We start from the raw sequence: 23040 nt of genomic DNA, 5'->3' as shown, positions 1-23040 counted from the left end.
GCAGGGGACCACATTCTTTAGGAAAGCCAAAATGCCATCCACCAAAAAAAGCACAACAGAAAATGCCGGTACGGTAATGAGCACGGTTGCAGGTCCCTCCAGTGGTACACCACCCGGCACGAATGGTCCGGCAGCACTGCCATCTGACTTACTTAAAAAAATTGCGGGTACGGCGAGCGTGGCCGAAAAAATGCCTAACAATCCGGCCAAGCCTGGTGAGATCGGTGATGCTGCCTACGATCCGCCAGTCGGTCATCAGGTCAAGTTGCCGCATCCGGCCGTGACGGGCAGTACCGTCTCGGAAAGCAATCCATCCGACAAGGTCGGAGCAGGCGTGCCGCCATTGGGCACCAACGCCACAATTACGTCGCTTGACCGTGCGCGCGTCGATTCGAGCGGACAAGCCTTGACGACGAATCAGGGTGTGGCGATCGCCGACAACCAGAATTCATTGAAGGCCAGCCTGCGCGGTCCTACCGCAATGGAAGACTTTATCCTGCGTGAGAAGCTGACGCATTTTGATCATGAACGTATTCCGGAACGCGTCGTGCATGCGCGTGGCTCGGCGGCCCATGGCTATTTCGAATGCTATAAGGCACTCACGGCACTGACGCGCGCCGCCCCCTTTGCGGAAGATGGCAAACAGACGCCCGTGTTTGTGCGTTTCTCGACGGTTGCCGGTGAACGCGGTTCGACCGATACCGCGCGCGATGTGCGCGGTTTTGCCGTCAAGTTCTATACCGACGAAGGCAATTGGGATCTGGTTGGCAACAATATTCCCGTGTTCTTCATTCAGGATGCAATGAAATTTCCCGATCTGGTTCATGCAGTAAAGCCGGAGCCGCATTTCGCCATGCCGCAAGCGTCCAGTGCACATGATACGTACTGGGATTTCGTCTCGCTGATGCCGGAATCGACGCACATGCTTTTATGGCAGATGTCGGATCGTGCGATTCCACGCAGCTATCGCATGATGCAAGGCTTTGGTGTGCACACGTTCCGGCTGGTCAATGCCGAGGGTGAATCCGTATTCTGTAAATTTCACTGGACACCGGTAGCAGGTACGCACGCGCTGGCGTGGGATGAGGCTGTCAAGATTTCAGGCGCCGATCCTGATTTTCATCGTCGTGATTTGTGGGAAGCCATCGAAGCGGGCGCCTACCCGGAGTGGGAACTTGGTCTGCAGGTTTTTTCGGAAGAGCAGGCCGAGGCATTCGAATTTGATGTCCTTGACTCGACCAAAATCGTGCCGGAGGAGCTCGTGCCTATCATCCCGGTAGGCAAGCTGGTCTTGAATCGCAATCCGGATAATTTTTTCGCGGAAACCGAACAGGTCGCATTTTGTACCGCGCACATCGTGCCAGGTATCGATTTCACCAACGATCCTCTGTTGCAAGGCAGGATTCACTCGTATCTTGATACGCAGATCAGCCGTCTGGGCGGCGTCAATTTTCACGAAATTCCGATCAATGCACCGCTGGCGCAGGTGCATAACAACCAGCGTGATGGTATGCATCGACAAGCCATTGCGCGCGGTCGGGTGTCCTACGAGCCCAACTCGCTGGGCGGCGGTTGTCCGTTCCAGGCGGGACGCATGCAAGGGTTCACCAGTGTGCCGGAGCAGGTGGCAGGCGACAAGGTACGAGGCAAGCCCGAAAAATTTGCTGATCATTATTCGCAGGCGCGTCTGTTCTGGCAGTCGCAATCTCCGGTGGAAAAACGTCACATCATCAAGGCCTTCCGTTTTGAACTGACCCGCGTCCAAACGCAGGCCATTCGCGAGCGTGTGGTGTCGTTGCTGGTCAATGTGGACGAGGAACTGGCACAAGGCGTCGCACAAGGGCTGGGATTTGCGTTGCCGGCTGCGGCACCGAATATCTCGCCTTTGCCACCACACACTTACGAAGCATCCCCGGCGCTGTCGATGATGGCGTATCCTGCGCCGGATATTCAAACGCGTCGTATCGCGATACTGGTGGCTGAAGGGTGCGATGGCGAGATGGTTCGCTCACTGTATGCAACGTTGGTCGAAGCAGGGGCTGTACCGCGTTTGGTTGGCGGCAGTCTGGGTCAGATTGCCGACGACAAGGGCAAGCCCCTGCATGTCGAGATCTCTGTGGAAGCGGGGCCATCGGTGTTGTATGACGCCGTTGCCATTCCAGATGGGGCAGATGCGACGACGGCCTTGCTGAAAGATGGACAGGTGATTGAGTTTATCAAGGATCAGTATCGTCACTGCAAGCCGATTCTTGTGCTGGGTTCGGCTGCTGCACTACTGGAAAAGGCGACCATCCCGATGACGTTGCCGAACGGCGATGCCGATCCGGGCATCATCGGTCTTGGTGGTGAATCCCTTGACAGTGCATCGACTGCCTTTCTGACGGCGATTCGTCAGCATAAAGTGCTGGAGAGAGAAACAGACCCGCCGCTTGTCTGAAAAAAGTACTAAAAATAGGCATTAAAAACGGCGCTTGTCTTCTATCCGGAAGCAAGCGCTTTTTCTAATGAACCGAACCATGATGTTCACAGCTGACTACACGGCGGTTCACGAGACGGACGTTCATGCGGTAGCGTCCGGTCCCCAGTTCATCATAGGAGTAAATCATATGTCCACTGCCTGCATTCACGCACACGACACGCAGCGGTTTTCCTAATGAGTCGAAGAGTTGCTGTTCGGTCTGGCCCAGCCAAACGCATCGCAACATGATGCGGTCTGCAATGTCGTCGTCGGTATACTTGCGAATCAAGCGCAGACGCCGTATCTCTGCGACCGCCCAGCGACCGGCGATCCAGCACAGGTAAATCAGAAATAAGGCAGACAAGGTCTGGATCACGATGGACGTCCTTCCCGAAGAGGGATTCATAGTGGGCGCGACGTGATCTGACGTACATACCTTATTTATGGGATAAAGGCGCTTTTCTTCCGTCCTTAAGCAAAATTAAGAAAAAATGCAGCTCAGTCGGTTTTAGTTGCGTTGCCCCGCAGACGATGTCATGAAGCCCATCGTTTCCAGAGCCGACATCGCGCTAAAGAAAATAACGAAGAAGGTAATCCATCCCAGCCAGTTTCTTTGCGACTTTTTCGATACGACAAGCCCTAATCCAATAGCGCATAAGGCAATGACTGTCTTGATCAAGGTAGGCGAAAAGTCATCCATGGTGTGTAACCGGTCAAAAAGTATTGAGGATTATCGCACTTCGGTCTGGTGACGTCCGTTTTCTCATGAGGGAAAAGGGAAGCATGCATGTGCCTCAGACTGATCGAGGTGGCCCAAGTCTTACGCTGCCACCGCGACAAGGGAACCATGGGTGATGTCAGGTCGTAATGCGTTCAGGATCGCAAGCGTTGGTGCGGACTGATTCATCGTATAGAAGTGCAGGCCGGGTGCGCCGCCTGCAATCAGGCGATCGCATATTTCTGTCACGACATCCGTACCGAATGCGCACAGGGAGGCGGTGTCATCGTGAAAGCTCGCCAGCTTGCGTTGCATCCAGCGCGGCACTTCTGCCCCACAGGTTTCCGTGAAGCGAATCAGTTGTGCGTAATTGGTGATCGGCAGGATGCCGGGAACGATGGGTATATCGGAGCCGGCTTTACGTACTTCATCAACAAAGCGGAAGTAGGCATCGGTGTTGTAAAACACTTGCGTGATGGCGGCATTGGCACCGGCATTGGCCTTGCGCACAAAATTGGCGACATCGTCATCGGGCGAGGGCGCTTGTGGATGCATCTCCGGATAGGCGGCGACTTCGATATTGAACCAGTCGCCCGTCTCGGCACGAATGAAGCTGACCAGTTCATTCGCGTACCGGAATTGTCCGGCCGATTTGCCGCCATAACCGCTTGGCAGATCGCCACGCAAGGCGACGAGGCGCCGGATGCCCTGTGTCTTGTAGGCATCGAGAATGATGCGCAGTTGTTCTGCCGAGCTGCCGATGCAGGAGAGGTGCGGAGCGGCCTCATAACCCGCCGCTTGCAGGGCGAACACCGTATCGCGTGTGCCGGCCTGCGTGGAGCCACCCGCGCCAAAGGTGACGGAGAAAAACTCGGGTTGCCACGCGGCGAGTGTGGCGCTGGTGGCATGCAGCTTCCCGACACCTGCTGGTGTTTTGGGCGGGAAAAATTCAAAGCTGATCTTGGGCAAGGATGCGACGGGGACTTGCATGACGATTTCCTGTCAACGGTCATCCTGCGGTTGCAGGAATGACCAAGCTATCGTGCCTCAGTGGCGGGTTCGGCACTGAGGCACGGTATGAAAGATGAACGTGAAAAATCCCGAAGTCCGTTCTTCGGGATTTTGCGCCACGCTTCGGCTAATTGAAGCATGATAGTGCGATGGCTCAGTGCGCTGCGCGCAGTTCCCTGGCGGCGGCAACCATGTTGGTCAAGGCAGGCGTTACTTCTGCCCAGCCGCGCGTTTTCAGGCCGCAGTCCGGGTTGACCCACAGGCGTTCTGCCGGTACGCGTTCTGCTGCCTTTTTCATCAGGTTCACCATGTGTTCCGTTGTCGGAATATTCGGCGAGTGGATGTCGTAGACACCAGGACCGATCTCGTTCGGATACTGGAAGTTTTCGAAAGCATCGAGCAATTCCATATCAGAACGCGAGGTTTCGATCGTGATGACGTCGGCATCCATATCGGCGATCGACTCGATGATGTCGTTGAATTCCGAATAGCACATGTGGGTATGAATCTGCGTTTCGTCCTGTGCGCCGTTCGCCGTGATACGGAAGGATTCGACGGCCCAGTCCAGATACTGCTTCCATTGCGACTGGCGCAGTGGCAAGCCTTCACGCAGTGCAGCCTCATCGATCTGGATCACGTTGACACCGGCTTTTTCAAGATCCAGCACCTCTTCACGAATCGCCAGTGCGAGCTGATAGCACGATACCGAGCGTGGCTGATCGTCACGTACGAACGACCAGTTCAACATCGTCACAGGCCCAGTCAGCATGCCTTTCATCGGTTTGCTGGTCAGTGATTGCGCGTACCGGATCCATGCCACCGTCATCGCGTTTGGCCGGGCGATGTCGCCGAACAGAATCGGGGGTTTGACACAACGCGAACCGTAGGACTGTACCCAGCCAAACTGGCTGAACGCATAGCCATCGAGCTGTTCGCCAAAGTATTCGACCATGTCGTTGCGTTCGCATTCGCCATGTACCAGTACATCGAGGCCGAGCTTTTCCTGTTCGCGCACACTATGCGCAATTTCCGATTGCATGGCTTTGACGTAATCCGCTTCGTTCAGACGACCTGCCTTGAATTCGCTACGTGCATGGCGGATTTCCGCCGTTTGCGGGAACGAGCCAATGGTCGTGGTTGGATAAGCCGGCAATTTCAGTTGCGCTGCCTGCTTCGGGGCGCGTTGTGCGTAGCCGCTCTTGCGATCGCCCATCGCTTTTGTGATGCCCGCGATTGCCGCCTTGACGGTCGGATTGTTCACGCGTGGGGAGTTGCGGCGTGCATCGATCGCGGACTGGTTATCTGCAAGCTCGGCGGTCACTGCCTGACGACCATTGTTCAGCGCCAGTGCCAAGACCTTGAGTTCGGCCAGCTTCTGGATGGCAAAGGCCAGCCAGGAGCGAATGTCGCCATCCAGCTTTTGCTCGCTGTTCAGGTCAACAGGGACGTGCAGCAGCGAGCAGGTCGGCGCAATCCACAAGCGGTCGCCCAGTTGTCTGGCAACCGGTTCGAGCCAGTTCAGTACGCTGTTCAGATCGGTTTTCCAGATATTGCGACCATTGATGACACCCAGCGAGATAACTCGATCTGAAGGCAGTTTCTCGATGACGGCACTGACTTCATCACGTGCATTGATCGCATCGAGATGCAACCCGGCGACCGGCAGTTTTGCCACCAGCGCCAGATTGTCCTGCAACTGACCAAAGTAGGTTGCCAGCAGCAATTTCACTTTGCCGTTACCCAGTGCCGCGTACGCGGTGGTGAATGCCTGCTGCCAGTCCGCCGCCAGTTCGGTGACCAGAATTGGCTCGTCGATTTGTACCCATTCCACACCTTGCGTCGCCAGTTGTGTCAGCAAGTCGGCATAAGCCGGAATCAGACGCGGCAACAAAGCCAGCTTGTTCGAGTCATCCTTGGCCTTGCCCAGCGCGAGGTAAGTCACCGGACCGACGATGACAGGCTTGGCCTTGACGCCTTGAGCCTTGGCTTCCGCCAGTTGCTCCAGGAGACGCGAGGCATCGAGCTTGAATTCGGTCGCAGCGGTAAATTCAGGGACGATGTAGTGATAGTTGGTGTCAAACCATTTGGTCATCTCACCGGCGGCAACACCGCCGCAGCAAGCAGCATGATCTTCCGTGCCTTTGGCTGAACGGCCGCGTGCAACGCGGAAGTAGTTGTCCAGCGTGTCGCCGTGAAAGCCTTGTACGCGCTGCGGCAGGTTGCCCAGCGTGAAGGACATGTCCAGCATCTGATCATAGAAGGCAAAGTCACCGACTGGCACCAGATCCAGTGCAGCCTGATCGTGCCAGTGACGTTGACGCAGTTCTGCGCCGAAGGCTTTCAACGCATCGCGTGTGGTTTCGCCTTTCCAGTAAGACTCGACTGCAAATTTCAATTCACGCTTGGCGCCAATGCGGGGAAAACCAAGATTGTGTGTCGTGACCATCGTGCACCTTCCTCAAAAATAATCCAGCAAGGTTACGGAGTATGGTATGTGAAGTAAAATGGTCATTTCTCATAAATCAATTACTTTTATTCATGGATAGCCATGCTGGAAAGAAGCCACCTCACGATCATTCATGAAGTCAACAAGCTCGGTTCGTTGACCGCTGCGGCACAATCGCTGCATCTGACCCAATCTGCTCTGAGCCATGCCATCAAGAAGCTGGAACAGCAAATGGGCACGGATATCTGGATACGCGAAGGCAAGAGCCTGCGTCTGACGCAAGCCGGCCAATCCTTGCTGGTGCTGGCCAATCGCCTGCTACCGCAATTCGTGTTGGCAGAAGAGCGGATGAAGCAGTACGCGGCCGGCGAGCGCGGTACGCTGCGTATCGGCATGGAATGCCATCCTTGCTATCAGTGGCTGCTCAAGGTGGTGTCACCTTATCTTGCGCATTGGCCGGACGTGGATGTGGATGTCAAACAGAAATTCCAGTTCGGCGGGATCGGCGCGTTATTTGGCTATGAGATTGATTTGCTCGTCACGCCGGATCCGTTGAACAAGCCTGGCCTGAAGTTCATCCCGGTGTTTGATTACGAACAGGTGCTGGTCGTCGCACGTGATCATCCGCTGGCTGGTGAACCCTATGTCAAACCTGCGCAGCTCAGCGATGAAGTCCTGATCACGTATCCGGTTGCCGTGGATCGTCTGGATGTCTACACGCAGTTTCTGATGCCTGCCGGTATCGCGCCCGCGCGTCACAAAACGATGGAAACCACGGACATCATGCTGCAGATGGTCGAGAGCGGTCGCGGCGTCGCGGCGCTGCCACGCTGGTTGGCAGAGGAGTATGCTGAACGGATGGCCGTGACTGCCGTGCGTCTGGGCAAGTCAGGGATCGCCAAACAGATTCATCTCGGCATGCGAGAAGCGGACATCGAGGTGGAATACCTGGCATCCTTCATCGAGCTGGCGCGTCAGTCTCCTCAGGAGCGGCATTCATGACGTTGCGTATTGGTCACATTGCCAGGGTTTTGGACGTCAATACCTTATTCATGGGATGGTTGGATGTGCCATACATCAATAGACTCTCGCATCGATAACTATCTATATGTGCAGTCTCTCGGCGGTCGCCTAACGGCCGCTATTTTTTTGTCTGCGGTAAACGAATAGCCGCGATGTGGCAGCGCGTTCCGCGCGACCTGATCAGCCTGTCCTGCATAGTCAGCGCTTCCGACATCCCTAAAAAACCGTGATTTGTTCAAATTTCACGCGCTATCAAAAAAATAATTGGCAATCGTGCATCCAAACGTGCATCCCGTGTGTAGTACAGGTATCAGCAGGCTCAGGCCCGTTGATTCTCATTAACTACATAAGGAAAACGCCATGAAAACGATCCACACCGTTGCGCTGATGTCTGCCGTTGTTGCTCTTTCCGCCTGCTCCAGCATGGAGCAAAAATCTGCAATGCCGACTTTTTCCCAGGATAGCCTGCCGACCGCCGTGCAAGTTCCGGCTGGTAACAAGGTGTCGATGGAAACCGTGGGCAAAGGCACGATCTGGTACGAATGCAAGGCGAAGAAAGATGCTGCCGGCCAGTTTGAATGGGTGTTCGGTGGCCCGGATGCCGGTCTTGCAAGCCGCAGCGGCAAGTCGGTCGGCAAGTACTACGGTCCACCAGCAACATGGGAAAGCAATGATGGTTCCAAGCTGACGGCAACGCAAGTGGCCGTTGCACCAGCCGGCGCGGGCAATATCCCCTATCAGCTCGTCAAAGCCAATCCTGCCATGGGATCGGGCGCAATGACCGGTGTGACCTACATTCAGCGCGTTGCGACCAAAGGTGGTGTGGCACCTTCGTCCGTCTGCAATGCAGGTAAGGTCGGCGCCAAGGAAACCGTCAACTACCAGGCTGACTACATCTTCTGGAAAGCCTCGTAAGCAACGATCCATCCATTACCCGTCGCAAATTTGGACGGGTGATGGAAAGCCGAGGCTATAATCGGTCGCAATATTGTCAACATCTGGCGGGACGCTATTGACTACCGATTCTTTCGATTACGACGCGGCTCTGCGTGCTTGCGCACGCGGTGATCAGCAAGCCCTGCAAATGATTTATCTGCAGGATGGAAAACGCCTCTTGGGTGTTGCCTTGCGCATTGTGCGTGAACGGCAATTGGCGGAGGACGTGTTGCACGATGCCTTCGTCAATATCTGGCGCAAGGCGCACACCTTCGATGTCAATAGCGGCGAGGGACGTGGCTGGGTATATAGCGTCGTCCGTTATCAGGCGCTGAATGTCGTGCGAAATCGCGAGCGCGAAACCCAAGTGGATGAGGAAGCACTGGAATCCATGGATGCTGCCCAACTGGATCATTTGTCCGATGCGTTTGAGCTCAAGCATGATCTTGGTCGATTGCATGACTGTTTATCGGCGCTGGATCTGCCGCGTCGCAACAGCCTGTTATATGCCTACGTGGATGGTTGTAGTCATCGCGAAATCGCGGAACGGCTCAATTCACCGGTTGGTACGGTCAAGGCATGGATTCGACGCGGGCTGACAGCACTGCGGGAGTGCATGGGATGAACACTGCAAACGAAACACCTGACGATCTGCAAGCGCTGGCTGGCGAGTATGTGCTCGGTACCCTGGATGCCACACAACGCCGTGCAGTCGAAGCGCGTCTTGCACACGACACCGCGTTGCGGGCCGCCGTGCTGGCATGGGAAGCACGGCTGGCGCCATTGAATACCATTCCCGAAGAACAGGCATTGCCATCGGATCTATGGTCGCGGATTCTGCGCAGTATCGAACCGGCGGTGCGTACTGCATCGCGCTGGCATCGCTGGTGGAATGACTTGCGCTTGTGGCGTGGTTTGACGGCTGGCGGATTCGTGACAGCGGCGTTGCTGTGCGGCTTACTCGTCATGCGGCCGGCCGGGGAAGCGCCAAGTTACATGGTCGTGCTAGTGCCGCCGCAAGGCCAGCAGCCGGGTTATGTGATTCAGGCCAAGATGGATAAGCGCATTACCTTGACGCCACTGGCTAGCGATAACGTACCTGCACAGAAATCGCTGCAGTTCTGGACCAAGGGCGATAGCTGGAATGCCCCTGTGTCGCTTGGTCTGGTGCAGCCGGGACAAAAAGCATCGTTTGCGCTCGATCATCTGCCACCACTGCAGTCCAATCAGCTATTCGAAATCACGCTGGAGCCGGAGAATGGATCGCCAATCGGCAGACCGACCGGGCCGATTCTGTATATCGGGCGTGCAGTCAAAGTTACTTCGTAAGATGTGCGCGTAGCCTTGATGTTCAGGCAGACGGCAGTGTATCGTCACTGCCTGTTTGCGTGAGGCGGGTTTGCCGATCCGCCCATGCATGCTCTGTCTGGTGGTTGTGGCCGCGTGTCTTCATCAACGGAACATGCGTCACATGACCGGCAGAACGGAGTTGTCGCAACATGGCGACAGTCAGTTCAGATAGACATTGTCGTTGCGTGATTTAACCTGATGGATGAAGGCTTTGGGCGGTTGCCCCAAGGTGCGCAGAAAGGCACGGCGCATGCGCTCCTCATCGCCAAATCCTGCCATTGCGGCGATGCGACCAATCGAGGAATGACCTTGTTCGATCAGGGTCTGTGCAGCTTCGATACGCAACTTTTCAATGGCCTTGGCCGGTGCCATGCCGGTCTGCATCTGGAAAACACGGCTGAAATGTCGCGGACTCCAGTGCACATGTTCTGCCAGATCTTCCACGCTTAAATCCTTGTGCAGATTTTCTTTGGCAAAGCGCAGGGCATCCTTGACGCGATCCGAGTTGGGCTCCAGATCGGCCAGCGCAGAAAATTGCGATTGACCGCCGGTGCGCCGGTGATAAACCACCATCAGGCGCGCAATGGTCTTGGCGACGTCGACGCCCAAATCAGCTTCTACCAGCGCCAGCGACAGATCGATGCAGGCAGATACGCCGGCAGACGACCAGATATCCCCATCCTTGACGAAAATCTTGTCTTCATCGACGGTCACGTCCGGATGTTGGTCCTGAAGGTGGCGACCGAAGTGCCAGTGTGTGGTTGCGCGCTTGCCATCCAGCAGTCCTGTCTTTGCAAGGATAAATGCACCGGTGCAGATACTGGCAATGCGACGTGTGGCACTTGCCGCTTCTTTCAATTTGGCTTCCAGTTCCGGTAGTGCGGGCGGCAGGGCAGTCGCCCCTGCAATCATCAGCGTGTCATAAGCACCCCAGCCAATCGCGTCACTCTGGATGACGACACCAGTCGAGCTTTTGATCGCGCCGCCTTCCAGCGACAGGGCGGCAAATTCATAAACGATTTCTTGCTGCAGCGTATTGGCAAACTCGAACACCGTTAGCGCCGCCAGATCCAGCACCTGAAAGCCGGGATAAACAACCAGACCAATGCGCTTGTTCATGATGGAATGTATTAAATGATGAATATCGCATTTTAAGACATTTATGGATAATTGTTTGTTTCTGTATTTTTACGATAATTAGTAGGGGATGAAAAAAATCTACATTCTTACTTATGTCCTAAATTGCGTTATTTATGACATAAAGGCTATTTGTGTTTTATGCACAATGAGAACTCCTCAACAACACATCAGCGAGTTCTCACATGACCACCAAAACCGCACTCATCACAGGCGCTTCTTCCGGTATCGGCGCCGTCTACGCAGATCGTCTGGCACGTCAGGGCTACGACCTGATTCTGGTTGCACGTAACTGGAAACGTCTGGAAGCCGTGGCGCAACGCATCAATACGGCGACCGGCCGCAAGATCAAACTGGTCAAGGCAGACCTGTCCCAGCCGCAGGAATCCGCCAAGGTCGAGGCGCTGCTGGCAGCGGGAGGCATCGATGTACTCGTCAATAACGCCGGCTTCGGCGCAGTGGCGCCACTGGTCAACAGCGATATCGCAACCATGGTCGAGATGATCGACATCAATGTGACTGCCTTGACGCGGCTGACTTATGCAGCGGTGCCTGCTTTTATCAAACAGGGCAGTGGCACGCTGATCAATATTGCCTCCATCGTTGCCGTCGGCCCCGAAATTCTCAATGGGGTCTATGGCGGAACCAAAGCCTATGTCCTGGCATTGACGCAATCGCTGCAGCATGAACTCAGCGATAAAGGCATCCGCGTACAAGCGGTATTGCCGGGCGCAACCGCGACGGATTTCTGGGATACCGCCGGACTGTCGCATGACAACCTGCCAAACGAAATCGTCATGCGTACGGAAGACATGGTGGACGCTGCGCTTGCCGGCCTTGCCGCAGGTGAAGTCGTGACGATTCCGCCGCTGCAGGATGGCAGTGCCTGGGATGCCTATGAAGCGATGCGCAAACAGTTGTCGCAGCAATTCGGACATCACGTACCGGGCCCACGCTATCTGCCACGTCCGGCAGCCTGATGATGTCATCACGCCGATAGCGTCAACTTTTACTTTTCTTCTTTTTATTATTGAAAGGCTTCATCATGAAACTCTCGCAAAACACCATCTTCATTACTGGCGGCACCTCGGGTATCGGTCGTGCGATCGCAGAACAGTTCCACAAGCTTGGCAATCAGGTCATTATCAGTGGCCGCCGGAAGGCTTTACTGGACGAGGTAACGAAGGCAAATCCCGGCATGGTTGGTATCGAACTGGATATCCAGAATCCGGATTCGATCAAGTCGGTGGCTCGCAAACTCATCGAAGATTTTCCGCAACTGAATGTGGTGTTCAATAACGCCGGCATCATGCCTTTCGATAATGCGGCGGGCGAACAGGATGAGGAAAGCATTCTGGCTACCGTTGCGACCAACTTCCTTGGTCCGGTTCGGCTGACGTCGGCATTGCTGCCGCATCTGAAGCAGCAACAGGATGCCGTCGTTATTCATAATTCATCGGTGCTCGCCTTCCTGCCATTGGCGACCAACGCGGTCTACTCGGCAACGAAAGCTGCCATGCATTCCTATGCGCTGACTCAACGCTTCACGCTGCGTGACAGTGGTGTGCGCGTGATCGAGATTGCACCACCGTGGGTTGATACCGATCTGATCCACAAAAGTGGTGATCCACGTGCGATGCCACTGGCCGATTTTGTCGCAGATACGATGAAAGGCCTGGCAAGTGGCCGTGATGAAGTCTATGTGGATGCGATTCAGGCGCTGCGTGACAATCCGGGTTCGGGCGAGCATGCACTGGTCAATGCATTCAACCAGTCGATTATCGACAATCCGATTCCAACCGGTCATTGAACACTACGCACACCTCGCGTGTGTCGGCAGCATGTAGTTTCTTATGAATTCGCGGTCATCAAAAAACAAGGGCAACTTTTATCGTTGCCCTTGTTTTTTAAGTTGGTTGCACGCAGTTTTGCCATGCAACGATAAAGCACATCAAGCAACAATCGGCGAATACTCGCCAACACCATCCGGCCATTGCGTCAACACTTCAAATCCGGTCTCGGTCACCGCAACCATGTGTTCCCATTGTGCGGATAGGGAATGGTCCTTGGTGACGACAGTCCAGCCATCGGCCAATTCTTTGGAATGGCGTTTGCCCGCATTGACCATCGGCTCAATCGTAAAGACCATGCCAGGTTGCAGCTTGATCCCTTCACCGGGACGACCATAGTGCAGAATCTGCAGGTCTTCGTGATAGATCCGACCGATGCCGTGTCCGCAGTATTCGCGCACGATGCTGAAGCCTTCCTTGTGGGCGACCGACTGGATGGCGTAACCAATGTCGCCCAGGGTTGCGCCGGGTTTGACCGCCAGAATGCCGGCGCGCATCGCTTCATAGGTTGTCGTAACGAGTCGCTTGGCCAGAATGCTGGGTTTGCCGACGAAATACATGCGGCTGGTATCGCCATGCCAGCCATCCTTGGTCAACGCGACATCAATATTGATGATGTCGCCATCCTTCAACGGTTTGTCGGAAGGAATGCCGTGACAGATCACGTGATTGACCGAGGTGCAGATTGTCTTGGGAAAACCGTTGTAGCCAATGTTGATCGGCACGGAATCCAGCTCATTGACGATGTAATCGTGACAGAGTTGATCCAGTTGATTGGTCGTGACGCCGGGACGCACATGTTCGCCAATCATGCGCAAGACATCGGCAGCCAATGCAGCGGACTTGCGCAGCATGGCGATATCGGCAGCGGATTTAAGGATGATCTGCGACGGCATCAGGCTCTCACCAGTGAGAGCGTGGTGTCGTGCGGCATTGTGCCGCTCTGCTGTTCTGCCTCGATCAGCTTCTGACAGATTTCGCTATAGCAAAGCTCCGGATTGAGCTCGGCCATCATGCCGACACGCAGCCAATGCTCGGCCTGCGAGTTGATGGAGCGGCTCATTGCGCCGCTGGTGATGCGCAGATTGGCATGCATCTGCTCGGTGATTTTGACGATTCCCATGTTTTGCCTGTTTATATGAAACGTATATGAAACGTATATTAACAGGATTGGGAAGTACGCACATCGAAATGCTTGAAGGTGTAAGAGCGATTCGTGCTTGGTGGCGAAGCGTAGGAGGGTATCGAATCGGTTTGCGTGCTAAGGCCCAATAAAAAAAGCCGGCGCTGATGACCGGCTTTTTAAAGTCGCTATCTTCTTAAAGATTCAAGGTCACTGCAACGCGTGCGCGTGATACGCAAGGCATCATCTTGTCCTGTCTTGCCGATACGCTCAAAACCGAATCGCGATGAATCACGACGCCATCCGAGTAACCGCATTCACAGGAACCACATACGCCCAATGCACAGGATGACGCGATGTTGAAGCCGTTCTCTTGCAGCGCATCAAGTGCGGACTGGTTGGCTGCGACACGAATGACTTTGCCGGTCGACGCGATCTTGATGTCGAATGGTTCCGGTTTGAAGTTTTCGTCCAGTGTGGCAGCAAAGACTTCAAAATGAATCTGTTCTTCCGGCCAGTCTTGTGTCTTGTTGCGGACGGCTTCCACCAGGGCATTGGGGCCACAGCAATACACGTGTGTGCCTTCGACAGGCGCACCAATGCTTTCGACGCTGTAGCGGTTGCAGACTTCGCCTTCACTGGTCCAGAGCCGCAGTTCCTGTGGGGTGCAGATTTCCTGCAGGATGCGCAGTGTTGGCGCATCGGCAGGTGAGCGGAAGCAGTAATTGAGCTCGAACGGAATGCCGAGTTTTCTCGATGCAAACACCAGTGAGATGAACGGGGTAATGCCGATGCCGCCAGCGATAAAAATGTTACGCCTGGCTTTGGCATCCAAGGGGAAGTTGTTACGGGGTGCCGTCACATGCAGAATCGTGCCGAGCTCCACATTGTCGTGCAGCCAGCGTGATCCGCCGCGACCATTGTCTTCCTTGCGAACGGCAATTTTATAGACCGAGTTATCGTCGGGATCGCTGCATAACGAGTACTGACGGATCTTGCCATCCGGCAGTCGGACATCGACATGCGCGCCGGCGGATTGTGCCGGCAGTTCCGGGCGCAAGGGATGTTTCAGGGTAAAGATCTTGACCGAAGGCGTGTCTTGCACGATATCGGTCACGACGAGTTTCATGATAATGCGAGCAGTCATTGCCAAACACCTTTAATCAATCGGTTCAATCTTTGCGCCGGGCTTGATGATGCCGCCGACTTCGATTGAGCAGTTCAGTCCCGAGCGGTTGTAAAGCGGCAGATACAGCGGCATGCCGAGTAGCTCTTCAAGGTATTTGCACGGGAAGTTCAGGCGTCCGCCTTTGAGGATCACGTCACCGACCTTGAAGCGTTTGCCCACCAGATGATTGAGTGGTACGCCTTGTACGGTCAGATTGCGACGATGTTCGGCAGGTGTCAGCTTGATCGGCGCACTTTGCAGTGGCGGATCATTGCGTTCCAGTGCATCGAGTACATCGATGTCAAACAGGGTGACTTCACGGATATCCGGTTTGGGTGAGTAGGTACCCGTGCCGTTGAAGTAGCGATCACCCACGATACCGCGACCCGCGATCAGTTCTGCCTGTTGCAGTTCTTCCATCTCGTAGGAAGCGGACGGTGCAATATGAATGTGCAGCAGTTTGCCGCCAGACCATTGGATCATGCTCAGCCTCCTTTTTTGCCGGCGATGGCGATGGCCTCGACTTCGACCAGGACGTCTTTGGGCAGCCGTGCGACTTCGATGGTGGAACGTGCAGGCGGTTCGCCCGGAAAGTAACTTGCGTAAATTGCGTTCATCACCGGGAAGTCGCTCATGTTCTTGAGAAAAACGGTGGTTTTCAATACGTCTTCCATGCCTGCACCGGCTGCTGCCAGAACGGCGGCGACATTCGAAAGCGATTGATGGGTCTGTGCTTCGACGCCTTCCGGCACCTCGCCTGTTTTGGGATCGATAGGCAGTTGGCCGGAGCAGAATGCAAATCCAAGTGCGACCGTGCCTTGTGCATAAGGGCCTGCGGCTGGTGGTGCATCCGGGGTTGCAATCGTCGTTTTGTTTGTCATCTTCATTCCATTCAAAGTAGTGAAAAATGAGTCGTGAGCATGAGCAAAAGAACGGTCCTACTCACGACTCGGCAAAGCTAGTTCATTAATGCCTCGTTCTTGGTTTCGCGCGCATAGAAGGCTGCGATCAGCGTGATCAGCGCCAACAGAATCAACATGATGGAAACGCCGGTTGTGCCGCCAAAGTAACCAGCCAGGGCCGTGGCGATGATCGGGCTCAGGCCGCCACCGATCGCTGCGGCAACCTGGAAGCCGAACGACGCACCGCTGTAACGGACGTTGGCGCCAAACAGTTCAGGGAAGTAGGTGGCTTCCGGTGCGAACATCAAACCGTGTCCCATACTCATGGCAAAGACCACGGTCAGGATGATTGCTTCGTTTGTCCGCATTTCCATGAACCAGAACAACGGGAAGGCAAAAGCAATCGTGAACAGCGCGCCGATGAAGTACATCGGACGACGACCGATCACATCCGACAGATAGCCGAACAGCGGGATCGTCACAATTTCAACGACGGCGGCAATCAGGATCGCATCAAGGATCAGCGACTTGGGCAATCCCAGATTGGTGGTCGCATACACCACCATGAAGACGGTGAGCATATAGACCCACGACACTTCCGAAATCTTCAGGCCGATGGCAACCAGAAAGGTTTTTGGATGTTTGAAGATCACATCCAGAACCGGCGTCTTTGCGAGATTCTGGCGTGCCTTCATGTCTTCAAAAACTGGCGACTCTTCCACATTCTTGCGGATGAACACGCCGATGATGATCAGCACTGCACTGATCAGAAACGGTACGCGCCAGCCCCAGCTCAGAATGTCTTCTTCCGGTAACTTGGAAACAAAGGAGAACACCAGTGTGGCAATCACCAGCCCCAGCGGAAAGCCGACCTGTACCAGGCTGCCGTAAAAGCCGCGACGATTCTTAGGTGAGTGTTCGAGCACCATGACGGCAGCGCCGCCCCATTCACCGCCCAGGCCGATGCCCTGAATGATGCGCAGAACGATCAGCATGATCGGCGCCCAGATGCCAATCTGCTGGTAGGTCGGCAGACAACCGATCAGGAAGGTGCCCAGCCCCATCATCGCCAGCGTAATCATCAGAATCGATTTGCGCCCGATGCGATCGCCATAGTGACCAAAGATGGCACCACCCAGCGGTCGCGCCAGAAAGCCCACTGCATAGCTGCCCAGGGCAGCCAGTGTGCCGACAAGCGGATCGATATTGGGGAAGAACAGTTTGTTAAATACCAAGGCTGCCGCCATGCCGTAAATCAGAAAGTCATACCACTCGATGATGGTGCCGATCGAACTTGCAAAAACCACCGAGCGAATTCGTTGCTTATCGGTAGGTGGGCTACCGGCAACTGCAGTTGCGTGAGATGCCATGCTCATTTCCTTAAAAAACAAGTGAAGGGATACCTTTGAGCCGACATGGATATGTAATCATACTAGGAAACTAAAAGCATGCAAAAGTGAACATAATTCAACATCGCATCTTTCCGGTGCATCGTATTCACTAGATAAAACAAATGTTTGTCGACAACCTTGTATGCAGCATGTTTCATGCCATGAAACTTTGATGCATAATGTTTCATGAAATTTGGCTTAATGAAGAAAGGAAAAATGGCATGCTTTTTGGCGTATTTATCTATGAAGGTGTGGAGCCGGTTGACCTGGCGACCTATGGCGTGTTGTCAATGGCCCGACGGATTCAGCCCGCCATCCGTATCTGCACCATTGCACCAAATCGTGGCGTAATCGCGTTCTCAAATGGGTTGATGGTGCAAGCGGACTACGGGATTGCCGATGCACCAAAGCTGGATGTCCTGATTGTGACGGGCGGGCCGGGATGGATGAAACAGGCAGAAGATCAGGCGACGCTCCGATTTCTTCGGGAGCGTGCGTCTTCGACCATCATGAGCTCGGTGTGTACGGGAGCCATGATTCTTGCTGCGAGCGGTGTGCTGGATGGAAAGATTGCCACGACCAAGAAGGAAGTGGTTGAGCCGGAATATCCGCCTATAAAGAGAATGCAGGAAACCTATGCCGCGATCGATGTGCGGCCGGGATCGATCATCGATAACGGCAGCGTGATTACCGGCGGTGGCGTGACGCTGTGCATTGATACGACCCTGCATCTGCTGGAAAAGCTCTTTGGTGCGGAAACGGCTGCCGAGACGGCGCGTATCATGGAGTACACTGTTGCACGCGATGCCAACGCGCATGCACTGCCACCCATTATTCAAAAAGATCAGAATGACAGGCAAGATTTCGGATAAAGAAGAAGACGCGTCAAATATTGAACTGCAACTGGGAATACGCATCTCCAGGCTCCGGATTGCGCGCGGATTCACACAGGATCAGCTCGCGACGCAGACAGGATTTACCAAAGGCTATCTGTCAAAGATAGAAAATGCCAAGGTGATTCCACCGATCGGGACATTGGTCAAGATTTGCAAGGTATTGCAGACAGATCTGACCGAGCTGCTGGAACCGGATGTGGAAGATGAAGATTCGCCGGTCTGCGTGGTGCGCTCATGGCAGCGCGAGTCAGTGATCAAAGGCGCCTCTTCATTTGGTTATGATTACGCCGCGCTGGCCAACAAGCGACGTGACAAGAAGATGGAACCATTCATCATGGTGTTCCCATCCAAGATCGAACGCGACGTCCGTTTCGAGCATGAAGGCGAGGAGTTCTTTTTTGTGCTGGAAGGCGAGGTTGAGTTCGAGGCCGTGATTGACGGCAAAGCCATCACCTGGATTCTTGCGCCGGGCGATAGCGTCTACTTTGATTCACGCACGCCACATCGCGGCCGCAGCCTGAGCGGCGAGTCACGTGTACTGGTGGTGATCTATCGTGCGTAATGTAAGCTGCCTTGCCGAATGCTCTACAATCGCAGGTTTTGTGTTGAAGAAAGCAAGGTAGTCATGAGTTCTGAAAAGGCGAACGAGCACGCGGATAAAACAACGCCATCCAGCTTTGAGTTGATGTCGCGCATTTTTCAAACGGTCATTCTAGGGGTGATTGTTTTGATGCTCTTGCTGTCCCCTGTCTTGATTTACTGGTTTACCGCGCGATTTGAATCGAAGTTGCCAATGTGCTCCAACGAGCAACCTGCGTCTGATACCTGGCGGTGCAAGGTGGACGAAGGCGGCAAGACAGTGATCATGGGCGGCAATCCTGAATACTGCCTGGATGGCAAGCAACATTTTGTTAACCGTGCCTGGTGTAATTTCAACTGGGATCGCCCGATCCAGCCAGTGCAATAATGCTGACATCGCATAGCGTTGTCGCGTGAGCGATTCGTACCACGGTTGATGCCATAGCGACGCTTGTTTTTTTCCAACATTGCTATCGTTCCGCATTGTGATTGCATGGCTGCGCATTGTTTTTCTCTCGTTCTATCATGACGGCGTGAAGCAAGAGCAAATTCAGCTTGCGGCTGGTATCGACCCGCATGATCACCATCACGACCATCATCATTGATGACAATAAAAAACGAGCCTGATGGCTCGTTTTTTCCTGGTGTAACTGCGCCAGTACCTCTGCCTCGCCAGTCCTGCTTTCAAAAGCGCGGATCAACTGCACTAGTTCGTCCATGCGGGTGCGGGTCGCATCCGATCCGTTCTTGCTCCAGAGGGCGTCGAACTCTGCAACGAGTGTCAGGTAATCATCAGCATGCATGTCCTTCTCCCTCGTGCTGAAATGAACTTGGGGTGACTTTCAGACTGGACTCATGCCGTGGCAAGTATTTCCGGACGGATTGCCGGATGTAAGGGCTGCACACCATTCTTGAATGCGATGATTTCGGCCATGATGCTGACCGCAATTTCGGCCGGTGTCTTGCTACCGATGTAGATGCCGACCGGGCTGTGCAGACGTTGCAGTGAAGTTTCTGTTTCGGCAAAGTGTGTCATCATCCGTTCACGCCGGTTGCTGCTACTGCGTCGTGACCCAATTGCGCCGATATAAAAAGCCTGACTGTGCAAAGCCTCCAGAAGCGCCAAGTCATCGAGCTTGGGATCGTGACTCAATGCGACGATGCAACTGTTCTTGTCCGGACCGAAGTGGACCACAGCATCGTCCGGCATTTCCGATGTTTTCCGGATACCGACAACACTGAATGCATCCAGTTGTTCGACGCGTGGATCACATACAGTCACGACAAAACCGTTAAACAGTGCCATGGTGGACAGATAGGCTGCAAGTGGTCCGGCGCCGATCAACAGCATGCGGTATTGTGGCCCGAAGCTGACGGTGAGGCGTTGACCATCGAATGACAATGGCGCGATGGCACTCACTTTTTGTAGTGTCACGTGGCCATCGCTGTTGATGGTCCGTTGCATCAGATTGCCGGTATCGAGTTCTTGCACGAGCTGATCGAGCGATGCAGCATCTGGATTGAACTCCAGCAGCAGCCCCAATGTGCCGCCACAGGGTAGGCCAAAGCGATGCGCTTCTTCTGCATCAATGCCATAACGAACCAAGCGTGTACCGACGTTCGATTTCAAACTGTCAGGCGATGCATAGCGCAGGATCAGATCATCCTCGATGCAGCCGCCGGATACCGAACCACTGACCAGTCCATCCTCGCACAGTGCCATCATGGCACCGACAGGCCGGGGCGATGAGCCCCAGGTTTTGGTCACGGTAGCCAGCATGGCCTGTCGGCCTGCGGTGCGCCAATCCCGCAATGTGCGTAACACGGCGATATCGATGCTATCCATGATGGCCTCAGGCGTAAGCCGGCATTTTCGCCAGCAGTTTGTCGAGCGTGATCGGATACTCGCGAACACGTACCCCGGTTGCGTTGTAGATCGCATTGGCAACGGCCGCACTGACACCGCACAGACCGAGTTCCCCCACACCTTTGGCTTTCATCGGGGACGAGATCGGATCTGTCTCGTCAATGAAAATGCATTCCTGATGCGGAATGTCGGCATGAACAGGCACTTCGTAGCCAGCCAGATCGTGATTGACGAAGAAGCCGGCACGCTTGTCCACCACCAGCTCTTCCATCAACGCACCGCCGACACCCATGGTCATGGCACCGATGACCTGACTGCGTGCCGCCTTGGGATTGAGAATGCGTCCGGCCGCACAGACTGCGAGCATGCGTCGTACCCGTACTTCACCGGTGGCGATATCGACACCCACTTCGACAAAGTGCGCGGCAAAGGTGGACTGTTGATATTTCTTGTCCAGATTGCCGAATTCGATCTTATCTTCAACGACGAGATCGCCGGAGGATGCCGCCAGTTGCAGTGGCAACGATCTTCCGTCTGCGCGCACCATGCCATTGGTAAATTCGGCCTTGGCACTATCCAGTCCGAGCTTTTGCGCAATTGCCTGACGCAGTTTCATGCAGGTGGCATACACGCCCGCCGTGGAAGAGTTGGCACCCCACTGGCCGCCAGAACCGGCAGAAGCAGGGAAGCTTGAGTCGCCCAGTTTGACGATGACGCTTTCAATGGGTACACCCATGGTCTCGGCCGCGGTTTGCGCAATGATCGTGTAGCTGCCGGTACCGATGTCGGTCATGTCGGTTTCCACTGTGATGATGCCTGTGGAATTGAGGCGCACGCGTGCTGCCGATGTCATCACCAGATTGTTGCGGAAGCCGGCAGCGACGCCCATGCCGACCAGCCAGCGGCCGTCACGGTTCTGACCCGGCTGTGGATTGCGTGCATTCCAGTTGAACTGTTCCGCACCTTTGCGCAGGCAATCGATCAGGCGGCGTTGCGAGTAGGCGCGGTCCGGTTTTTCCGGGTCGACCTTGGTTTCGTTGATGATGCGAAAACGTACCGGATCCATGTTCAGCTTTTCCGCCATCTCATCCATGGCGATTTCCAGTGCCATCATGCCCGGAGCTTCGCCCGGTGCGCGCATGGCGTTGCCTTCGGGCAGATCGAGCAAGGCCAGTCTTGTCGTCGTCATGCGATTTGGTCCGGCGTACAGCAGACGTGTCTGCAATACCGCGTCTTCCGTGCTGCCCTCCGGCAGATTGCCAGACCAGGACTCGTGACCGATGGCAGTGATCTTGCCATCGCGTGTTGCTCCGATCCGAATGCGCTGGATCGTTGCCGGACGATGCGTCGTGTTGTTGAAGATCATCGGACGGGTTAGGGCAACCTTGACGGTACGCTTGGTTTGGCGCGCACCAATCGCGGCCAGCATGGCTTCGGCCCGCAAGAAAAGTTTACCGCCGAATCCACCACCGATGTACGGCGAGATGAGACGCACGTTTTCTTTGGGAATGCGCAAGGTCTTGGCCATATCGCCGCGTCCCCAGTCGATCATCTGGTTGGAAGTCCAGATGGTCAGCTTGTCGCCGTTCCAGGACGCGGTGGAAGCATGCGGTTCCATCATTGCGTGCGATTGATCGGGCGTGGTGTAGGTCGCATCCAGCTTGACCGGGGCCATATCGTAGGCACCCGCAAAATCACCGACTTTGGTATCCGGTTCGCCTGTCTTTGGCTTGATGGCATTGTTCTTCTCCGCCGCCAGATCAAAGCTGCCTTTTGCTTCGGCGTAGTTCACACGTACCAGTTGTGCGGCCGCACGTGCCTGTTCGAATGTCTCGGCGATCACCAGTGCAACGGCCTGGTGATAATGCTGGACTTCCGGACCGGCGAGCAGAGGTGCCGTGTTGAAGTTGCCTTTGTCCAGTTTGCCGGCATTGTCTGCCGTGACGATATGGATGACGCCCGGTGAGCGTCGTGCTTCATTCAGATGGATCGAAACAATGCGCCCTTTGGCAATCGATGAGCCAACGACGTAGCCGTAGGCAGGATGTGGCGCCTCGGCATGATGCTCGTAGGCATAAGGGGCTGCGCCCATGACCTTCAGCGGGCCGTCAATGCGATCATGTGCCTTGCCGATGACTTTGAGTTGATCGATGGGATTGGTAGTGGCAGGAGTTGTAAATTTCAT

25 protein-coding genes are annotated in these 23040 nt (G+C 54.9%); 10 read left to right on the top strand and 15 right to left on the bottom strand.

Features of this window, described 5'->3' with window-relative positions; genetic code table 11:
• Positions 1 to 31: 31 nt before the first annotated feature.
• A complete protein-coding gene (locus IEV29_RS06950) occupies positions 32 to 2437 on the top strand; it encodes a catalase (protein ID WP_188380485.1) in 2406 nt (801 codons plus the stop codon).
• 64 nt (positions 2438 to 2501) lie between these two features.
• Here IEV29_RS06950 and IEV29_RS06945 read toward each other — a convergent pair whose 3' ends face one another.
• The 4 genes from IEV29_RS06945 to metE form a co-directional block, all read right to left on the bottom strand.
• Positions 2502 to 2834 carry a hypothetical protein gene (locus IEV29_RS06945; RefSeq protein WP_229726269.1) on the bottom strand — a complete coding sequence of 111 codons (333 nt, stop codon included), beginning with the start codon at positions 2832 to 2834 and terminating at the stop codon, positions 2502 to 2504.
• Between the two features lie 132 nt (positions 2835 to 2966).
• Positions 2967 to 3158, bottom strand: a complete 192-nt coding sequence (locus IEV29_RS06940; protein ID WP_188380483.1) for a hypothetical protein — start codon at positions 3156 to 3158, stop codon at positions 2967 to 2969.
• Between the two features lie 120 nt (positions 3159 to 3278).
• The gene (gene metF, locus IEV29_RS06935) at positions 3279 to 4166 is read right to left on the bottom strand and encodes a methylenetetrahydrofolate reductase [NAD(P)H] (RefSeq protein WP_188380482.1); all 888 of its coding nucleotides are present in this window, start codon (positions 4164 to 4166) and stop codon (positions 3279 to 3281) included.
• A 175-nt stretch (positions 4167 to 4341) separates the two neighbouring features.
• Entirely contained in the window at positions 4342 to 6633 is a 2292-nt protein-coding gene (gene metE / locus IEV29_RS06930) for a 5-methyltetrahydropteroyltriglutamate--homocysteine S-methyltransferase (RefSeq protein ID WP_188380481.1), read from the bottom strand.
• Positions 6634 to 6735: 102 nt separating this feature from the next.
• On the opposite strand from metE, the gene IEV29_RS06925 reads away from it, so the two are divergent.
• The 4 genes from IEV29_RS06925 to IEV29_RS06910 all read left to right on the top strand — a co-directional run bounded on the left by IEV29_RS06925 (position 6736) and on the right by IEV29_RS06910 (position 9921).
• Entirely contained in the window at positions 6736 to 7635 is a 900-nt protein-coding gene (locus IEV29_RS06925; RefSeq protein WP_188380480.1) for a LysR family transcriptional regulator, read from the top strand.
• A 381-nt stretch (positions 7636 to 8016) separates the two neighbouring features.
• Positions 8017 to 8571 (top strand): DUF3455 domain-containing protein, encoded by a 555-nt coding sequence (locus IEV29_RS06920; protein ID WP_188380479.1) that lies wholly within the window; start codon positions 8017 to 8019, stop codon positions 8569 to 8571.
• A gap of 97 nt (positions 8572 to 8668) precedes the next feature.
• Positions 8669 to 9217, top strand: a complete 549-nt coding sequence (locus IEV29_RS06915) for a sigma-70 family RNA polymerase sigma factor (RefSeq protein WP_188380478.1) — start codon at positions 8669 to 8671, stop codon at positions 9215 to 9217.
• Positions 9214 to 9921, top strand: coding sequence for an anti-sigma factor (locus IEV29_RS06910; RefSeq protein WP_188380477.1), 708 nt, complete (start codon positions 9214 to 9216; stop codon positions 9919 to 9921). Before IEV29_RS06915 ends, IEV29_RS06910 begins: the two co-directional genes overlap by 4 nt.
• 22 nt (positions 9922 to 9943) lie before the next feature.
• Here the strand turns inward: IEV29_RS06910 and IEV29_RS06905 are convergent, their stop codons facing one another.
• Positions 9944 to 10093 carry a hypothetical protein gene (locus tag IEV29_RS06905; protein ID WP_188380476.1) on the bottom strand — a complete coding sequence of 50 codons (150 nt, stop codon included), beginning with the start codon at positions 10091 to 10093 and terminating at the stop codon, positions 9944 to 9946.
• An 8-nt stretch (positions 10094 to 10101) separates the two neighbouring features.
• Positions 10102 to 11061, bottom strand: coding sequence for a GlxA family transcriptional regulator (locus tag IEV29_RS06900; RefSeq protein ID WP_188380475.1), 960 nt, complete (start codon positions 11059 to 11061; stop codon positions 10102 to 10104).
• Between the two features lie 203 nt (positions 11062 to 11264).
• On the opposite strand from IEV29_RS06900, the gene IEV29_RS06895 reads away from it, so the two are divergent.
• Together IEV29_RS06895 and IEV29_RS06890 are read left to right on the top strand one after the other, a co-directional pair.
• Positions 11265 to 12059 carry an SDR family NAD(P)-dependent oxidoreductase gene (locus IEV29_RS06895; RefSeq protein WP_188380474.1) on the top strand — a complete coding sequence of 265 codons (795 nt, stop codon included), beginning with the start codon at positions 11265 to 11267 and terminating at the stop codon, positions 12057 to 12059.
• Between the two features lie 65 nt (positions 12060 to 12124).
• Positions 12125 to 12889, top strand: coding sequence for an SDR family oxidoreductase (locus tag IEV29_RS06890; RefSeq protein WP_188380473.1), 765 nt, complete (start codon positions 12125 to 12127; stop codon positions 12887 to 12889).
• Between the two features lie 141 nt (positions 12890 to 13030).
• Here the strand turns inward: IEV29_RS06890 and map are convergent, their stop codons facing one another.
• The 6 genes from map to IEV29_RS06860 all read right to left on the bottom strand — a co-directional run bounded on the left by map (position 13031) and on the right by IEV29_RS06860 (position 17492).
• The gene (gene map, locus IEV29_RS06885; RefSeq protein WP_188380472.1) at positions 13031 to 13825 is read right to left on the bottom strand and encodes a type I methionyl aminopeptidase; all 795 of its coding nucleotides are present in this window, start codon (positions 13823 to 13825) and stop codon (positions 13031 to 13033) included.
• Positions 13825 to 14052 carry a ParD-like family protein gene (locus tag IEV29_RS06880; RefSeq protein ID WP_188380471.1) on the bottom strand — a complete coding sequence of 76 codons (228 nt, stop codon included), beginning with the start codon at positions 14050 to 14052 and terminating at the stop codon, positions 13825 to 13827. Before IEV29_RS06880 ends, map begins: the two co-directional genes overlap by 1 nt.
• A gap of 196 nt (positions 14053 to 14248) precedes the next feature.
• A complete protein-coding gene (locus IEV29_RS06875; protein WP_188380470.1) occupies positions 14249 to 15199 on the bottom strand; it encodes a PDR/VanB family oxidoreductase in 951 nt (316 codons plus the stop codon).
• A 12-nt stretch (positions 15200 to 15211) separates the two neighbouring features.
• Entirely contained in the window at positions 15212 to 15703 is a 492-nt protein-coding gene (locus tag IEV29_RS06870) for an MOSC domain-containing protein (RefSeq protein WP_188380469.1), read from the bottom strand.
• A 2-nt stretch (positions 15704 to 15705) separates the two neighbouring features.
• Positions 15706 to 16101 (bottom strand): Rid family detoxifying hydrolase, encoded by a 396-nt coding sequence (locus tag IEV29_RS06865; RefSeq protein ID WP_188380468.1) that lies wholly within the window; start codon positions 16099 to 16101, stop codon positions 15706 to 15708.
• 77 nt (positions 16102 to 16178) lie between these two features.
• Positions 16179 to 17492 carry an MFS transporter gene (locus IEV29_RS06860; protein WP_188380467.1) on the bottom strand — a complete coding sequence of 438 codons (1314 nt, stop codon included), beginning with the start codon at positions 17490 to 17492 and terminating at the stop codon, positions 16179 to 16181.
• A 242-nt stretch (positions 17493 to 17734) separates the two neighbouring features.
• Between IEV29_RS06860 and IEV29_RS06855 the strand changes: the two genes are divergently transcribed.
• Genes IEV29_RS06855 through IEV29_RS06845 form a run of 3 tightly spaced genes read left to right on the top strand, consistent with a single transcriptional unit; the run spans position 17735 to position 19376 of the window.
• Positions 17735 to 18385 (top strand): DJ-1/PfpI family protein, encoded by a 651-nt coding sequence (locus IEV29_RS06855; RefSeq protein WP_188380466.1) that lies wholly within the window; start codon positions 17735 to 17737, stop codon positions 18383 to 18385.
• A complete protein-coding gene (locus IEV29_RS06850; protein WP_188380465.1) occupies positions 18363 to 18971 on the top strand; it encodes a helix-turn-helix domain-containing protein in 609 nt (202 codons plus the stop codon). The genes IEV29_RS06855 and IEV29_RS06850 overlap by 23 nt, the downstream gene beginning before the upstream one ends.
• Before the next feature lie 18 nt (positions 18972 to 18989).
• The gene (locus IEV29_RS06845; protein ID WP_188380464.1) at positions 18990 to 19376 is read left to right on the top strand and encodes a hypothetical protein; all 387 of its coding nucleotides are present in this window, start codon (positions 18990 to 18992) and stop codon (positions 19374 to 19376) included.
• 82 nt (positions 19377 to 19458) lie between these two features.
• Here the strand turns inward: IEV29_RS06845 and IEV29_RS06840 are convergent, their stop codons facing one another.
• Genes IEV29_RS06840 through paoC form a run of 3 tightly spaced genes read right to left on the bottom strand, consistent with a single transcriptional unit; the run spans position 19459 to position 23040 of the window.
• Positions 19459 to 19791: a hypothetical protein gene (locus IEV29_RS06840; protein WP_188380463.1), complete on the bottom strand. Its 333-nt coding sequence runs from the start codon at positions 19789 to 19791 to the stop codon at positions 19459 to 19461.
• Between the two features lie 50 nt (positions 19792 to 19841).
• A complete protein-coding gene (locus IEV29_RS06835) occupies positions 19842 to 20834 on the bottom strand; it encodes an XdhC family protein (RefSeq protein ID WP_188380462.1) in 993 nt (330 codons plus the stop codon).
• 7 nt (positions 20835 to 20841) lie between these two features.
• The gene (gene paoC / locus IEV29_RS06830) at positions 20842 to 23040 is read right to left on the bottom strand and encodes an aldehyde oxidoreductase molybdenum-binding subunit PaoC (protein ID WP_188380461.1); all 2199 of its coding nucleotides are present in this window, start codon (positions 23038 to 23040) and stop codon (positions 20842 to 20844) included.

This window comes from Oxalicibacterium faecigallinarum (genome assembly GCF_014635705.1).
GTDB lineage: Bacteria > Pseudomonadota > Gammaproteobacteria > Burkholderiales > Burkholderiaceae_D > Oxalicibacterium > Oxalicibacterium faecigallinarum.
Note: the sequence above shows the minus strand (reverse complement) of the source record. Positions and strands in the feature narration are given on the sequence as shown.